This is a genomic window from Sphingopyxis sp. GW821-FHT10B01, from assembly GCF_059415685.1.
This window is the reverse complement of the sequence record NZ_JBWKNS010000002.1, coordinates 695,787-710,763: the sequence shown is the minus strand read 5'-3', so window position 1 is coordinate 710,763 and position 14,977 is coordinate 695,787. Positions and strand designations below refer to the sequence as shown.

The window sequence follows — 14,977 nt, the reverse complement described above, 5'->3', positions numbered from 1 at the left end:
GCATGACAGCGTAAAAGCGGCGCCGAATCGGGCGAAGCATCCTCGACAAGCAGCGCGTGCATCCATATGGCGCCCACCATGCCCGACCGGGGCGACAAGGCAAGATGAAAGACGGAGAGCAACGGATATGACGGATACCGGCAGCAACCTCGACCGGGTGCTCGTGCTCGAAATGGTGCGCGTCACCGAAGCCGCGGCGATCGCCGCGGCGAAGCTGATCGGGCGCGGCGACGAAAAGGCCGCCGATGCCGCCGCCGTCGAGGCGATGCGCACCGCGTTCAACACCCTCTATATGGACGGGACCATCGTCATCGGCGAGGGCGAACGCGACGAAGCGCCGATGCTCTATATCGGCGAAAAGGTCGGCAGCGCGCCGGGCAAGGGTCCGAAGATCGATATCGCGGTCGATCCGCTCGAAGGCACGACGATCACCGCCAAGGCCGGCCCCAACGCCCTCGCAGTGCTCGCGATCGCCGAAGAAGGCTGCCTGCTCAACGCGCCCGACGTCTATATGGACAAGCTCGCGGTCGGCGCCGGCTATTCGCCGGGCATCGTCAATTTCGACAACAGCGTGCGCCAGAATGTCGAAGCGGTCGCCCGCGAAAAGGGCTGCGCGCCCGAAGAGATCATCGTCTGCGTCCTCGATCGCCCGCGCCACGAGGCGACCATTGCCGAACTGCGCAGCATCGGCTGCGGCGTTGCGCTGATCCCCGACGGCGACGTCGCGGGCGTGATCGCAACGACCAACCCCGACACCAATGTCGACATTTATATGGGCAGCGGCGGCGCCCCCGAGGGTGTGCTCGCCGCGGCGGCGCTGCGCTGCGTCGGCGGCCAGTTCAAGGGCCGCCTGCTGTTCCGCAACGACGACGAACGACGCCGTGCGAAGCAATGGGGCATCGAGGACCTCGACCGCGTCTATGACCTCGAAGACCTCGCCAAGGGCGACGTGATCTTTGCCGCCACCGGCGTCACCGACGGATCGCTGCTGCGCGGCGTCAAACGGCGCCGCGACGGCGTGATGACCACCGAAACCGTCGTCATGCGCGCGTCGTCGGGCACGGTGCGCTGGGTGAAGGGCGAACATCGGACGGCGTGATGGAAAGCGGAGGGCCCGCACGTCCGGCGAGCCCTCAACCTTCCTACATTTTGAGAATTCCCATGCCAGCGTTCGCATGGAGATCCTCAATCAACGCTTTCACCCTTTTGGCGAGGTCGCCGACCGTAATCGAACTGGTGTCGAAAGCGGTGCGATCAGCAGTGCCCGTCGGGACGCCCCATCCGGGGCGCGGCGAGGTCAGCACCCGTTGCCCATCGATCAGCAGCGAACGGTCTTTGAGAATTTCGAGATCGCCGGCGTTGTTGATCTCCAACTTGTCTTCCAGCCCGAACGCATTGGTACGGGTTGCGACGGTCCATTTGGATCCCGTGCCGACGTCGACCTCTGTCCGTATCTCGGTGGGGACGATGTTGGCGCCAACATATTGACGCAGGGCCAGACTGTCCGCCGTCGAATATTGATTCAGTTCATTCGGCCAATACCATGGCGCGGTGTCGAAATTTCCCGTTTCGCCGACGTTGGCATGGTGGCCGTTCAGCTGATTGGACATATTTCCGCTATTATCTGTCCAGCCTGACGCCAGAGTCACCGCGCGGCCGGCGAATAGGCGATTCTGACTGGCATCCGCTTCGATGTTTCCAGCCCCGGCGACATTGTCTTCGGTATATGACTTGCGCACGAAATTGTTGCGCGCATAGCTCCCCAATACGGCGCCAAAGCCGGCGTTCGATTGGCTAACGATATGCCCGATGTCGTTATCGATCGTATTGCCGAGCTTCCAGCCATCGCCCCCATTGTCCCGGATATCGGCCGAATCGATCGAACCTGCGTTACAGTCGGGCACGCCCAGCGGAAAATTGGCCGTCGTCGTCGTGTTCGTATGATCTACGAGTAGGCCGGCCCCTCCAGCTCCATAGCTATGGAGTCGACCGATCCACCAGAGGTTGGCGTTGATTGAGCTCGCGCCGGCTTCGTGAGCGCCGATGAAGAGATTGCTGCTCCCCGCGTTCGTTACGCAAATCCGCGGCGCTTGCCAGCGCGAACCGGTCACCTGAACGTTGACGCCCGCGCGGTTCGGTTCGCTGTCATATTGAACACCGTCGGTGCCGGATTCGTCGCCCGCGAAGAGGAAGCCCACGCCGTCGAAATCCTTGATGAAACAGGATGCCGAGCGCAGCGATTTATCGCTCACAAGAACACCCGCGCCGGCAAAGATCACGCGATCGGGAACCGTGATTGTCGACGTGTATCGATAATGACCATCGACGCAAATCTGACGGCCACTGGTGGCGGCCGACAATATTGCGCTTTCAATAGCCGCAGTGCTGTCTGCTACGCCCGCAGGATCGGCACCTCCAAACTCGCTCACCAGAATCATTTCACAACAATTGCTCATTTCTCGTTCCTTCATGCTAGCCGTCCAACGAGCGGCCAGATGGAACAAAGAAAGAACAAATCCTACATTGCAACCTACATTAGACGCCTTTGGCATCGCGCAAATTGGCGGCCGCTCAGGCGAATAGGTAAACCAGCGTTTGCTCCACCCACTTCATCTGTATTACCAAGATAATACAGATGGGCGATAAATGACGACTTCTTCAGAAAATCCCGGCCGCCAGTCCCGCCGCCAATGCGGCACCGAGGTCGCGGGCTTCGGCGAGGCGATCCGGCGCGATCGTCTTGGGGGCGAGGATCGCTTCGGGGGTCTGCGCGGCGGTGTTCACGATGACCCGATCGGCGACGCGTTTCAGCCGCCAGCCGGTCGCGATGCGGTCGAGCTGGCGCTGAGCGTTCTCACCGTCGGATCCCGCACAGATGATCGTCGCATAAGGGCGGCCTTGGAGCTGGCCAAGGCAGGGGTAATAGCAGCGATCGAACATCTCTTTCATCGCGCCCGAGAGCGCGGCGAGATTTTCGGGACCGACGAACAGATGGCCGCCGGCTGCCAGCAACAGGCCGGGCGTGACGTCCGCCACCGCGACAAGGTGCGCCGCCGGACCGGCGCCGTCAGCCGCAGCCCTCGCGAGCGCCTCGCTGCCGCCGGTGCGGCTGTGCCAGGCGATGAGGAGGTGCGGCGCTTCGGTCATGTCCCGATGCTTGCCAAGCGTAGAGGCGCGGCGCAAGCTGCCCCGACATATGGGGGAGATATGACATGCGCCGACTGACCGCCCTGCTGCTCGCGAGCAGCCTGCCCTTCGCCGCGACTGCGCAGGACGTCGCGAGCGAAGCGACGCGCACCGCACAGGCCGAAATCGCTGGGCGCCTGCCGCTCGATGATCCACGCGACGAGGCCAATGTGCTGCGCGGCAAGCTTGCCGAGATTCCGGGCGGCGTAATCCTGACGAAGGACGGCAAGACGGTATGGGACCGGCGGCCCTATGCGTTCCTCGATACAAAAGAGGCGCCCGACACGGTCAATCCGTCGCTCTGGCGACAGGCGCGGCTGAACGCGGTGCACGGATTGTTCGAGGTGGTGCCGGGCAAGATCTGGCAGATCCGCGGCTACGATATTACGGTGATGACGATCATCCGCGGCAAGACCGGCTGGATCGTCGTCGATCCCCTGCTGTCCGAGGAAGCCGCGGCGGCGGGGTGGAAATTGTTCGCCGACACTGTCGAAGCAAAATCGGGCAAGCTGCCGATCAGGGCGGTGATCTTCAGCCACAGTCACAGCGACCATTTCGGCGGCGTCGGTGGCATCGTCACGCCCGAACAGGTCAAGCGCGAGAAAATCCGCATTATCGCGCCGCATGGCTTTTCGGAGGAAGCGACCTCTGAAAATGTGCTCGCCGGCACCGCGATGGGGCGCCGCGCGCTTTATATGTTCGGATCGATCCTCGCCCCCGGACCCTCGGGACAGGTCGACACCGGTCTGGGGCCGAAGCTGTCGTCGGGCACGATCGGCTATATGGAGCCGACCGAGACCGTCGCCGCAACCGGCGGGACACCGACGATCGACGGGCTGGCGTTCGAGTTTCTCGATGCGGGCGGGACCGAGGCGCCCTCGGAGTTCGTCTTCTACATCCCCGCCTACAAGGCGCTGCACACGACCGAAGTCGTCACCCACACGCTCCACAATGTCCTGACGCTACGCGGGGCACAGGTCCGCGATGCGTTGCACTGGTCGAAGGTGATCGACGCGATGCTGCTGAAATGGGGCGGCAAGGCCGAGGTCGCGCTGGCCTCGCATCACTGGCCGACATGGGGTGCGGGCGAGGTCGGCAATTTGCTCGCCAACCAGCGCGACGCCTATCGCTATGTCCACGACCGCACGCTGTTCCTCGCCAACCGCGGGGCGACGCTGCACGAACTGGCCGACCAGACGCCCGAGGCGCCCGTGCAGGGCAAGGATTTCTCGACCCGCAATTATTATGGCACGCTCAATCATGACATGAAGGCGGTCTATCAACGCTATTTCGGCTGGTGGGACGGCAATCCGGCGAACTTCAACCCGCTGCCGCCCGAAGCGTCGGCGCCCAAATATGTCGCGCTTGCAGGCGGAGCCGACAAGCTGCTTGCCGCAGGGAAGGATGCGCTGAAGGCGGGCGATTATCGCTGGGCCGCCGAACTGCTGGGCAAATTGGTGTTCGCGCAGCCGGACAACAAGGACGCCCGCGCCGCGCTCGCCTCGGCTTATGACCAGCTCGGCTATCAGGCGGAGTCGGGGGCGTGGCGGAACTATTATCTTGCCGCCGCCGCGACGCTGCGCGGCACAGCGATCGAGAATCTGTCGGGCAACGGGCAGAGCCGGTCGTTTGTCAGCGCGATCCCGACCGCGGTCTTTTTCGACGCGCTCGCGACGCGTTTCGACGCGGCCAAGGGCGCGGCGCTGAAAGGAACGTTCCAGTTCGTGCTGCCCGACAGCAGGGAGACCGTCGCGATCGTCGTCGGCGGCGGGGTCGAGGTGCCGCGATATGGCGTGACCGACGCCGCGCCAACCGCGACGGTGACGATCGACCGCAAGACACTCGACGACGTGATGCTCGGGCAGGCGCAATTCCCCGCGTTGCTGCAATCGGGCGCGATCAAGATCGACGGCGACCGCATGGCGTTCCTGTCCTGGTTCGCGCTCCACCCGCCCGCCGATCCGCGCTTCAATGTGGTTGTGCCTTAGGCCCGCCAGCGACTAACGGAGGAATATGACCGACACCCCTGCCGCGCACCCGACCGACCCCTTCGACCCCGACGCGCTCAACGCCGCCGAGGGGCTTGACCCGGTCGATCCCGCCTATGCGCAGGTCCTTCGCATCGCGACCGCGCTCAACCTGATCCCGCTCGCGATCGGCGCGAGCGTGTTCGATTATCTGCTGATCCGCCACATCGAGGGGCCCTATGGGCTGATCACCGCGCTCGCCTGGTTCATCGCGATCGTCGTGATCGCAACCTTCCCGTCGCGGCGCGTATCGCGTTGGGGGTACAAGATCGGCGAGGGGCAGCTCCGCGTCGCGCGCGGCTGGCTGTTCCGCACCGACACGATCGTCCCCTTCGTCCGCGTCCAGCATATCGATGTCGGACAGGGGCCGGTCGAACGCTGGTTCGGGCTGTCGCACCTGATCGTCCACACATCGGGCACGCATAACAGTATGGTGACGCTGCCGGGACTCCACGCCGACCTCGCCGCCGCGATGCGCGAGACAATCCGCCGGCATATCCAGACCGACTTCGCATGAGCGAAGCCACCGTTTCCGGACCCTTTGCGGAGGGCGAACCACAGTGGCAGCGGCTGCATCCCGCGACGCTGGCGCTGGCCATCGTCAAGCTCGGGCCGCGCTCGCTCAACTTCCTGCCCGCCGTCGCGGCACTCGGCTTCACCGGCAACTGGGTCTATATCGTCCCGGCAATCCTGGCGTTCCTGCTCTTCTCGCTGCTTGCCGCGTGGTTCCAGTGGCTGCGGTTCCGCTTTGCCGTCGGCGACGACGAGGTGGTAATCGAAAGCGGCGTCCTGTCGCGCCAGCATCGCACCATCCCGTTCGACCGCATTCAGGACGTCAGCATCGAACAGGGGCTGGTGTCGCGCGCGCTGGGCATCGCGAAGGTCGGGTTCGAGACCGGCGCCGGCGGTAAGGAGAATGACGCCAACCTCGACGCGATCGCGCTCGAAGCCGCGCAGGCGCTGCGCACGACGATCCGCGCGCACCGCAGCGGCGAGGTTGCGGCGGCCGCCACTGCATCCGATGCGGCCGAAACGGTGCCCGCCGCGGGGGACCGGCTGCTGTTTACGATGGGACCGCGCCGGCTGCTCGCCGCGGGGCTGTTCAACTTTTCGCTCGCCGCGCTTGCCGTTGTCGGCGCGGGCATGCAGTTCTTCGACGGGCTGCTGCCGTTCGATTTCAACGTCTTCAATCCGATGGACTGGATCGACATCGCCGAAGACTATGGGCTCGACCAATGGTTTCTCGCGCATCGCTGGATCGCCGGGGTTGGCGCGGTCCTGTCGCTCCTGCTCATCGGTTTTGTCAGCGGCATCGCAACGATGTTTTTCGCCAATTGGGATTTCCGCCTGACGCGCGAGCCGCGCGCGCTGCGCCGCACGCGCGGCCTGACGACGCGCACCGACGTCGCGGTGCCGGTTCGCCGCGTGCAGGCGGCGATCCTCGTCACCGGCTGGTTTCGCCAGCGCTTCGGCTGGCATGAACTCCGCCTGCAAAGCCTGGCGAGCGACGGGGAGAAGGAACGCGACCATCAGGTCGTCCCGTTCGGCAAGTTCGGCGAGATCGATCCAGTGCTGAATGAGGTCGCGATTTTGCGCCCCGGCGCCGATCAGCCGTGGCAGCGCAGCCACCGCATCGTCGCTTTGGGACCGATCATCGGTGCCATTTGCGCGACGATCGGCGGCGGGGTCGCGCTCTATCTCGGCAATGCGGTGGGGTGGCTCGGGCTCGTCGCGGCGCCGCTGATCGCGCTGATCGCCTTCTGGGCGGCGCGCTTCCATCGCTGGGCCGATCTTGGCGAGCAGGTCGCGATCCGCCGCGGGGCATGGAAGCCCAAGATGACCTTGCTACCGCATGCTTCGGTGCAGAGCGTCGACCTCAAAACCGACTTCATCCTGCGCCCGCTCGGCCTTGCAACATTGGTGTTCGGCGTTCCCGGCGGCAGTTCGCTTGCCGCCCATGAAATTCCCGCCATTCCGATCGCGACCGCGCGCGATTTGCGCGACCGCATCCTCACGGCGAGGGCGCGGCGATGAGCGGCGCTGCGCTGGGCATCACGCGGTCGATCATCGGCCAACCATGGCATTGGCGGCGTGCCAGTGCCGACATGGGCAGCGAAAATCTCGCGCCCGACGACCTCATTACGCAGTTGCTGCTCGCGCGCGGCGTAACGCGCGACGATCTCGACCGCCAGCGCACGCCGACCTTGCGCGGCTTCATGCCCGACCCGTCGCTGTTCCGCGACATGGACGCCGCCGCCGCGCGGCTCGCCGATGCGGTCGAGCGCAAGGAAGCGGTGACGATCTTCGGGGACTATGACGTCGACGGCGCGACCTCGGCGGCCCTGCTCGTGCGGCTGCTGCGCGGGCTGGGGCTTCCCGCGGGCGCCTATATCCCCGACCGGTTGATGGAGGGCTATGGCCCCTCGGGCGCGGCGCTGGTCAAGATCGGCGAAGCCGGGTCGAAGCTGGTCGTTACCGTCGATTGCGGCGCGCAGGCATTCGAGGCGATCGCCGAAGCCAAAGCGGCGGGGGTCGAGGTCATCGTCGTCGATCATCATCAATGCGCGACGACGCTGCCCGCGGCCTTTGCGCTGGTGAACCCGAACCGGCTCGACGAAGTGCCCGACGCGGCAGTGCACGGCAACCTTGCCGCGGTAGGGGTCGCCTTCCTGCTCGGCGCGGCGCTGCTCCGCACACTCCGCGCGCGCGGTTTCTTTGCGACCCGCGACGAGCCCGCGCTGATCGACCTGCTCGACCTTGTCGCCTTGGGCACTGTCGCCGACGTCGCGCGCCTCACCGGCTTTAACCGCGCGCTGGTGACGCAGGGGTTGAAGGTCATGGCGCGGCGCGGCAACACCGGCATGGCGGCGCTGATGGACGCCGCGCGCCTCACCAAGCCGCCGACCGCGAGCGACATGGGCTTTGCACTCGGCCCCAGGATCAACGCCGGCGGGCGCGTCGGCAAGTCCGACCTGGGCGTGCGCCTGCTGACGACGTCGGACCCGCAGGAAGCCGCCGAGATCGCGCAGGAACTCAACCGGCTGAACGAGGAACGGCGCGCGATCGAGGCGGGCGTGCTCGAACAGGCGATCGACGCGAGCGCCGCGTGCGGCAATGCGCCGGTGGCGATCGTCGCAGGACAGGGTTGGCACCCCGGCGTGATCGGTATCGTCGCCGGGCGCCTGAAGGAAAGGCTCCACCGCCCTGCCATCGTCATCGCGATCGACGAGGACGGCGTCGGCAAGGGATCGGGCCGCTCGATCAGCGGCGTCGACCTCGGCGCCGCGATCCTCGCGGCGAAGGAGACGGGGCTACTCGTCGCGGGCGGCGGGCATGCGATGGCGGCGGGGCTCACCGTCGCTGCCGACAAGGTCGACGCATTGGGCGCCTATCTCAACGACCGCCTCGCTGCGGACGTCGAGCGCGCGAGCGGCGACAAGTCGTTGCTGATCGACGCGGTGCTCGCGCCGCGCGGCATCTCGCCGCTCTGGTGCGACGCGATCGAGAGTGCTGGGCCTTACGGGGCCGGCTGGCCCGCGCCGCGCGTCGCGACCGGGCCGGTGCGGATCGTCGAATCGGGGATCGTCGGCACCGACCATGTTCGCCTGATCGTATCGGGCGACGATGGCGCGCGGTTCAAGGCGGTCGCATTCCGCAGCGCCGAAACCGAACTCGGGCAAACGCTGCTCCACGCGCGCGGCGGACGCAAGCTGTGGCTCGCGGGCCGCGCAAAACGGGACGATTGGGGCAGCCGTCCGGCCGCCGAACTTCATCTGGAGGATGCGGCATGGGCCGACTGACGGCCGGCCGCGGCTGGCCTCGAGGGCCAATTGATTCGCCGCCGCGCAACATTTTTGCGCGCGATCCCACCACTGCGCTTGACCGCATGATCTTGCGAGTCTAATGCGCCGCTTCACCGAACGACGGCCCCTTCGTCTAGCGGTCTAGGACGTCGCCCTTTCACGGCGAAAACACGGGTTCGAGTCCCGTAGGGGTCACCACCGGAAGCGGAAAGTCGTGGACTTCCGGGCAAACCGATATATTCTGCTGCTCTCTACTACGTTTTCGGTACATAACCGGGTACATAGTTGAGGCTATAGCCCCTGCTGCCGAGGGCTTAATATCGGCGGGGTCGGCTCAAGTTAGATTGAGCCTCGACCGGGGTGCGCCGACTTGAGCGGAGTGCACGTCCCACACCTTCAGCGTCGCGACGGCGTCTATTTCCTGCGGATGCGGGTTCCAGACGCCATTAGGCTGCAAGTCGGCAAGACGGAGATTGTTCGGTCTCTACGGACCTGTTCACTCCGCAAAGCTCGACGGATTGCGGCCTTGCTCACTGTTCAGGTGTTGGAGGCTTTTGACGTGATTAAATCGACTGAGATGACTGTGCTCGCTGCACGGAAGCTTGTGCAAAGCTGTTTTGTGCAATTGATCGAGGAACAGGAAAAAATAGGGCCTTATCTGGTTCGCACCAGCGACCCTGATAACGAATTGCTGGAGCAACGTGTTTTGTCGCAGGACAGGATCACCGAACTCAAAATGCAATCGGAAAGCCATCGCTTTGATGGAGAGGTATACCAACGTGTCCGCGATCTCATGGTTCGACACGGGTTCACGCCCACCGAACTGTCGGACGCTCGGTACATCGACCTTGCCGATGGCGTGGCGCGGGCACTGGTAGAACAACAGCGTCTGGTTCAACTCCGCGCCGACGACAGGCTGGCCCAATTCAAACCGACCGATCCACTGTTCGATGGCAATTACATCGAGTTCATGGGCTCGCCTGTCGCTGATCCAAAGGGCCCGTCGCTAGGCGACGCGATCAGTGCGTTTCTAACGACCCATAAGAAAATCTGGAAAATAAAGACCTACAAGGCTCGGTCCACTCAGCTTGGATATTTCGTCGAGCATGTTGGCGCAGCCCGCCCAATCGCGAGCATCAAAGCCAGTGATATCCGCAGCTATCGCGATGCGGTGCTCACACTGCGGGCAAGCCCCGGATCGGCTCTGCCGCAGGGGTTTTCTGTGAGGCAGACGGAAAATGTGAAGGCTCGCATCGACGCCAAAACCGCAGACCTGATATTTCGTCCGGTGAAGACGTTTTTCAAATGGGCGGTTTCAGCAGAGGGTTTGATCGATGATAATCCGGCGCAGTCGGTCAAGGTGATCATCAAGCAAGAGAAAATGGTGGGGCGTACTCGCCGTCCCTTCGAAGCACATGAGATCGAGACACTCTTCTCCTGCCCGCTGTTTGTCGGCTGCAAATCCAAAGCTCGCCGGTTCATCCCCGGCGACAAGATCATTCTGGACGGAAAATACTGGCTCCCCGTACTTGGCTTTTACACCGGCTGTCGGCTCGGTGAACTTATACAGCTTGCGATTGGCGACGTCTGCACTGACGGCGGTATCGCCTATCTGGATATCAACGAGAAAGCCCTAGTCGGAACGGAGCGGAAATCCGTCAAGAGCGTGGCTGGTTTGCGGAAGGTGCCGCTACATCCTGACTTGATCAAAATGGGCTTCCTCGAATTTGTCGCCAAAAAGGCCAAATACGACAAGCCGTCCGTTAGGCTGTTCAGCGACCTGCCGTTCGGGATCGATGGTCAGGCTTCGACAGAGTACAGCAAGGTCTTCGGTCGGCTGATGGATCAGGTCGGCCTTACTGACCCCCAACTCGTATTTCACAGCTTTCGCCACGGCGTTGAGGACGCCCTGCGCGATGCAGGTTGCCAGCCCTATGTGATCGACCGGATTGTTGGACACGCCGACACCACGATGGGCGGTAAGTATGGAAAAGGCGTTTCGCTGTCGGTGCTTTTCGATGCCGTGACGGTAATGAAGCTGCCGATGGAGTTGCCCAATCTCCTCCTGTCCAAACAGGGAGAGGCGCTATGATCCTCTCGGAAGCGGAATTGCTCACTCAAGCATTGAAGCAGAAGCTACCCCGTTTGGTGGCGGTTGTGCTCGCTCACATTCTCCACCATGAGCAGTTAAAAGGGGGCATCGAGATTGCGGGGCAGCAGTGGCGCTACCGAACTGTCGAGGAGATCAGCAGCCGTGTTGGATACGGTCTTCGTTCGGTCGCTAGAGCGATTGCGGAACTCGACGGGCTGGGCCTCATTGCCAAGCGAAGCATTTGGGACCCGCGCCACCACGGCAGAAGGGTAAGTGCGTTTCGGGCGCTGCCGCCTGCGCTTTCGATTTTCGAGGACGCGCAAGCACATCGAGAACAAGGGCATAATCGGACGAGAAAGCACGGCAGTCCCCAAGAGGCCGGCGGTGCGGTACCGAAGTCCACATCGACGCGTGATCGAAACTGCCAAAGTGACAGCTTCATGTACAGTCAACCGAACATCGAACAGAACATCGAACTGGTCACTCTGCCGCCACCGGCAAGAGAGAACCAGTTTAAGTTTCTTCCCGATAATGAGCTTCGGGAGGAAATCCTGATAGGCTCGTTCCAAGGCTATCTCGATCTTGTCAGTATTTCGGAACAGCCGTCCCAGGCTGCCGCAAAAGCTTTCTGGATTTGCCTCGAAATTGCTGTCAACCAGGCGAAGGGGGATTTGGTCGAGCCGTTCGATCCGGTGGTATCGAAGAGGGTTGGGACGTTTCTCGCGCTATTTGAAAAGCCCCACAACATGTGGCTGAGCACCGTCGATCAATGCGCCATTGCCGTCTGGGCATATGTTGAATGGCCGAGCTTTCGGAACATGATCTTCGAACTAACGTCGAAGGTGACGGAGACGTCGATGAGTTCGTACCATCTCGAAAAATATGCGTACTTGATCATAAATGAGATGAAGCGGAGGAAAGCATATTGCATAGCACCCAATGTTCGCGAAAAATGGTTGAGCGGGGGCTTCAGCTAGTGCTCTCCGGCATATCGTCCCTTCATTTGGCTCTGATATGCCGGGAGACGGCTCCTAGCCTGTACGAAGCGATATTGGTCGATTTGGACTGTACGATAGCCGAGCACAAAGGCAGTCTTAACAGGTAAATCAACTTCAACCTGATATTGATATGACCAGCTATGTTTTCTACGGACGGGTATCAACTGGCAAACAGCAGGCCTCCGGCCTCGGGATAGAAGCTCAGCGGGAGGCGGTGCAGCGATACGCTGCCGGTGCAAGCGGCGAGATCATCGGTGAATACATCGAAACGATCTCCGGCGCGAAAGCTGACAGACCCCAACTAGGGAAAGCTCTTGGCCATTGCCGCCGTACCAAATCCGTGTTGCTGATCGCTCGACTGGATCGGCTGTCTCGTTCGCTCAGTTTTGTCGCGCAGCTTCTCGATGCCAATGTAGAAATCCGATGCGCTGACATGCCGGAAGCAAATCGCCTCCTTTTGCAAATGTTGGCCGTATTCAGCGAGCATGAGCGAAAGTTGATCGGCGACCGCACTCGTGCCGCACTCGCCGCCGCGAAGGCTCGTGGGGCAATCCTCGGCGCGAACGGTAAAGTTCTTGCAGCCCGAAACCGATGTGAAGCCCAAGCCCACGCTGACAGTCTTCGGCCAGCTATTATGCAGGCGCGGGCAGCCGGTTGCCTATCGTTGCCTCAGATTGCCGATTTCCTGACCTCTCAGGGGCATCAGACGGCATCTGGTGGGCAATGGCACCCCATGACGGTCAAGCGCGTACTGGATCGATTGCGGGCGGCTTAGCGCCTAGCCTTCAAGGCAACATCGATCAATTCGGTGACTAATTGCAGATCGTTATCCGATAGCGCCGCTAATCTTGCCGTCAGACGGTTAAGGTTCGGGCGAGCAAGTTTTCCGTGGGGAACGTCTGACGTGAAAAGTTCGGCGGGATCGACCTCCAAGGCATCGGCAAGTCGCTGAATGTTGGGGAAGCGAACGCCTGTGCCACCACCTTCGATCCGCACGATCATGTCGGCGCTGATCCCGGAAGCATCGGATAATTGGACCTGCGTTAGACGCAAACGCTTCCGGTGAGCAGCTACTAGCCGCCCAAAGCGCCCCATGAGTTCCGCTGCATCGCCCATAAATTCCTCGCCGCCACCTGTAGAGTGCGGCGTGAAAAGGCGTCTGCGCAGTCAGTTGCGGAAAATCATAAATCTTGCAATCAATTGCAAATGCCGGTTGAAATGAAACTCGGAAATCATTTCCGGGTTCGGTCGATTTTACGATTGCGGGCACCGGTCACTAAATCGGGGTGGCAACATTATGATGAAATTGCTGGTGGGCCTGGCGGCTATTGTTTTGGCCAATCCAGTTTTGGCAGGGGCGGAAGAAAGGGTTTCCCCGGATGTAGGCGAAACCAAGAGCGCGACGGTCGGAAGTCCGATCTGGGAGCATTATCGTTACGATGGCGCGACGGGGGTCATCATCGACGGCCCTGTCTCGGCGAATTGGGGTTCAGCCGAGAGCGTGAACCTTCCCGCTGGCATCGGCCTATTCGTTATCCGGGATCGCAAGCTGAAAGCGTGCCGCGAACGCGTAACTTTCACGCGACTACCGGGCGCGCCAGCAGCTTGGACCAACTGCTTGGTCGATAGCGAGGACGACGGGAAATTCGACAAGGTGATATATTCCGCCGATGGCATCTCGAAACGCGTTGACCCACCCGTCCCCTATCATCGCGGAATAGTGGAAATCTCAGGCGACGGCGGCAGCAACTTTCGCAAGGTCATCGTCTTTTCGGGGGTCGGAGAGGGTACGATCCGGTTCAGTTATCGCGAGTTCTCCAATGACATGGCACGACCGGCGTTCACCGAAGACCTGACCCTGCCTCTTGGAAGCTCGTTCCCACAAGACATCGCGATTAAGGATCAAGTGTTTTCGATCTTAAAGCTCGATGGGATGGGGTTGCATTTTCGGCGGATCAAATAGCTATGAGCTTGGATCGCGGCGACCCAAAATCTGGAAATCCCGCACGTGTCTTCGTGAAGGTCTCGACGATTTTGGTGGGGTTGTTCCTGCTATTCTGGGGCGTCGTCGCGATTGTCGAAGCGCAGGGCGTTCCCGATATCGTCATGGGTGCGTTCATCATTGCGGCATCGGCATTTGCCATTCCAGCCATCGCCCACAAAGCCGCACGGCGTTTTCCATTTGTGTCCCGATCTTTCGGGCCTGTCATCGGGATGGTCAGCGTGACGGTGGTCGGCTTGGCGTGCTTCTTCATCGGGGTAGGTCTGGAAAAGCGTTTCGATCCCGAGGCTGCTGCTGCCCGTGAGATGCGGACCGCAAAATTGACCCGGAACAGAGAGGAAGCCGACAATAAATTCGAGGCGGACCGTCGCAAGGCCGCGCAACATAAGGAAGAGGCAAAGTTCCAATCTGCGCCGAATGACCGGGCCGGAACCGAGCAAGCTTTCAACAGGCTGTGGGCGTCGGTGACGGGTGCACTCAAACCATGCGAACAGGCGCAACAATCGTTGGGTCAGCAATTGCGGAACGGTTCGTTTTCGGCGGCTGCCTATCGGGAAGCAGAAAGTGGGCGGCAATCCTGCTTCTCGGCATATCGCAAATTGCAGACCCTTTCGCCGCCGTCTGGCGTTTCGGGCGATAGCGAAGCAGCCACCAACGCTGGATTAGAAGACTGCGCGTCCGCTGCGATGGCCAGAATGACGTTTTTCGACATCGCATCGGACATAATCGACGGAGAGCGCCAGCCTTCTCGATTGGCCGCTGCACAGGCGCAGAATGACGCTGCGAAGGCGGCGACCCTCCAATGCGTCGCTCATATCATTGACGGCGCGGCCAAAGCTGGCGTGAAAATCACTCAGAAGTGACGTTTT

At 62.0% G+C, this 14,977-nt stretch carries 13 protein-coding genes and 1 tRNA gene; 11 read left to right on the top strand and 3 right to left on the bottom strand.

Annotated elements, in window-relative coordinates:
* Positions 1 to 127 precede the first annotated feature (127 nt).
* Positions 128 to 1,099 (top strand): class II fructose-bisphosphatase, encoded by a 972-nt coding sequence (gene glpX, locus AC07NV_RS07910; protein ID WP_495165772.1) that lies wholly within the window; start codon positions 128 to 130, stop codon positions 1,097 to 1,099.
* Positions 1,100 to 1,142: 43 nt separating this feature from the next.
* Here glpX and AC07NV_RS07905 read toward each other — a convergent pair whose 3' ends face one another.
* Both AC07NV_RS07905 and AC07NV_RS07900 read right to left on the bottom strand, forming a co-directional pair.
* A complete protein-coding gene (locus AC07NV_RS07905) occupies positions 1,143 to 2,471 on the bottom strand; it encodes a hypothetical protein (protein WP_495165771.1) in 1,329 nt (442 codons plus the stop codon).
* A gap of 187 nt (positions 2,472 to 2,658) precedes the next feature.
* The gene (locus tag AC07NV_RS07900; RefSeq protein ID WP_495165770.1) at positions 2,659 to 3,147 is read right to left on the bottom strand and encodes an NAD(P)H-dependent oxidoreductase; all 489 of its coding nucleotides are present in this window, start codon (positions 3,145 to 3,147) and stop codon (positions 2,659 to 2,661) included.
* 65 nt (positions 3,148 to 3,212) lie between these two features.
* On the opposite strand from AC07NV_RS07900, the gene AC07NV_RS07895 reads away from it, so the two are divergent.
* The 8 genes from AC07NV_RS07895 to AC07NV_RS07860 all read left to right on the top strand — a co-directional run bounded on the left by AC07NV_RS07895 (position 3,213) and on the right by AC07NV_RS07860 (position 12,881).
* Positions 3,213 to 5,174 carry an alkyl/aryl-sulfatase gene (locus AC07NV_RS07895; protein ID WP_495165769.1) on the top strand — a complete coding sequence of 654 codons (1,962 nt, stop codon included), beginning with the start codon at positions 3,213 to 3,215 and terminating at the stop codon, positions 5,172 to 5,174.
* A gap of 25 nt (positions 5,175 to 5,199) precedes the next feature.
* Entirely contained in the window at positions 5,200 to 5,730 is a 531-nt protein-coding gene (locus AC07NV_RS07890) for a PH domain-containing protein (RefSeq protein WP_495165768.1), read from the top strand.
* Complete coding sequence (locus AC07NV_RS07885) at positions 5,727 to 7,247, top strand: PH domain-containing protein (protein ID WP_495165767.1); 1,521 nt, start codon at positions 5,727 to 5,729, stop codon at positions 7,245 to 7,247. The genes AC07NV_RS07890 and AC07NV_RS07885 overlap by 4 nt, the downstream gene beginning before the upstream one ends.
* Positions 7,244 to 9,013 (top strand): single-stranded-DNA-specific exonuclease RecJ, encoded by a 1,770-nt coding sequence (recJ, locus tag AC07NV_RS07880; protein ID WP_495165766.1) that lies wholly within the window; start codon positions 7,244 to 7,246, stop codon positions 9,011 to 9,013. Before AC07NV_RS07885 ends, recJ begins: the two co-directional genes overlap by 4 nt.
* A gap of 125 nt (positions 9,014 to 9,138) precedes the next feature.
* Positions 9,139 to 9,214: transfer RNA gene (locus tag AC07NV_RS07875), tRNA-Glu, on the top strand.
* A 181-nt stretch (positions 9,215 to 9,395) separates the two neighbouring features.
* A complete protein-coding gene (locus tag AC07NV_RS07870; protein ID WP_495166008.1) occupies positions 9,396 to 11,108 on the top strand; it encodes a DUF6538 domain-containing protein in 1,713 nt (570 codons plus the stop codon).
* Positions 11,105 to 12,085 (top strand): hypothetical protein, encoded by a 981-nt coding sequence (locus tag AC07NV_RS07865; protein ID WP_495165765.1) that lies wholly within the window; start codon positions 11,105 to 11,107, stop codon positions 12,083 to 12,085. The genes AC07NV_RS07870 and AC07NV_RS07865 overlap by 4 nt, the downstream gene beginning before the upstream one ends.
* A gap of 151 nt (positions 12,086 to 12,236) precedes the next feature.
* Complete coding sequence (locus tag AC07NV_RS07860) at positions 12,237 to 12,881, top strand: recombinase family protein (RefSeq protein WP_495165764.1); 645 nt, start codon at positions 12,237 to 12,239, stop codon at positions 12,879 to 12,881.
* Here the strand turns inward: AC07NV_RS07860 and AC07NV_RS07855 are convergent.
* Positions 12,878 to 13,222: a helix-turn-helix domain-containing protein gene (locus tag AC07NV_RS07855; protein WP_495165763.1), complete on the bottom strand. Its 345-nt coding sequence runs from the start codon at positions 13,220 to 13,222 to the stop codon at positions 12,878 to 12,880. The genes AC07NV_RS07860 and AC07NV_RS07855 overlap by 4 nt on opposite strands.
* A gap of 181 nt (positions 13,223 to 13,403) precedes the next feature.
* On the opposite strand from AC07NV_RS07855, the gene AC07NV_RS07850 reads away from it, so the two are divergent.
* Positions 13,404 to 14,069, top strand: a complete 666-nt coding sequence (locus AC07NV_RS07850; RefSeq protein WP_495165762.1) for a hypothetical protein — start codon at positions 13,404 to 13,406, stop codon at positions 14,067 to 14,069.
* Positions 14,070 to 14,071: 2 nt separating this feature from the next.
* Positions 14,072 to 14,971 (top strand): hypothetical protein, encoded by a 900-nt coding sequence (locus AC07NV_RS07845; protein WP_495165761.1) that lies wholly within the window; start codon positions 14,072 to 14,074, stop codon positions 14,969 to 14,971.
* The last annotated feature ends 6 nt before the right edge of the window (positions 14,972 to 14,977 follow it).

Bases quoted from the DNA above. Each gene is read 5' to 3' on its own strand.
- AC07NV_RS07850 (WP_495165762.1), top strand. From the start codon at position 13,404: ATGATGAAATTGCTGGTGGGCCTGGCGGCTATTGTTTTGGCCAATCCA.
- AC07NV_RS07905 (WP_495165771.1), bottom strand. From the start codon at position 2,471: ATGAAGGAACGAGAAATGAGCAATTGTTGTGAAATGATTCTGGTGAGC.
- AC07NV_RS07900 (WP_495165770.1), bottom strand. From the start codon at position 3,147: ATGACCGAAGCGCCGCACCTCCTCATCGCCTGGCACAGCCGCACCGGC.
- AC07NV_RS07855 (WP_495165763.1), bottom strand. From the start codon at position 13,222: ATGGGCGATGCAGCGGAACTCATGGGGCGCTTTGGGCGGCTAGTAGCT.
- AC07NV_RS07845 (WP_495165761.1), top strand. From the start codon at position 14,072: ATGAGCTTGGATCGCGGCGACCCAAAATCTGGAAATCCCGCACGTGTC.
- glpX (WP_495165772.1), top strand. From the start codon at position 128: ATGACGGATACCGGCAGCAACCTCGACCGGGTGCTCGTGCTCGAAATG.
- recJ (WP_495165766.1), top strand. From the start codon at position 7,244: ATGAGCGGCGCTGCGCTGGGCATCACGCGGTCGATCATCGGCCAACCA.
- AC07NV_RS07890 (WP_495165768.1), top strand. From the start codon at position 5,200: ATGACCGACACCCCTGCCGCGCACCCGACCGACCCCTTCGACCCCGAC.
- AC07NV_RS07865 (WP_495165765.1), top strand. From the start codon at position 11,105: ATGATCCTCTCGGAAGCGGAATTGCTCACTCAAGCATTGAAGCAGAAG.
- AC07NV_RS07860 (WP_495165764.1), top strand. From the start codon at position 12,237: ATGACCAGCTATGTTTTCTACGGACGGGTATCAACTGGCAAACAGCAG.
- AC07NV_RS07895 (WP_495165769.1), top strand. From the start codon at position 3,213: ATGCGCCGACTGACCGCCCTGCTGCTCGCGAGCAGCCTGCCCTTCGCC.
- AC07NV_RS07885 (WP_495165767.1), top strand. From the start codon at position 5,727: ATGAGCGAAGCCACCGTTTCCGGACCCTTTGCGGAGGGCGAACCACAG.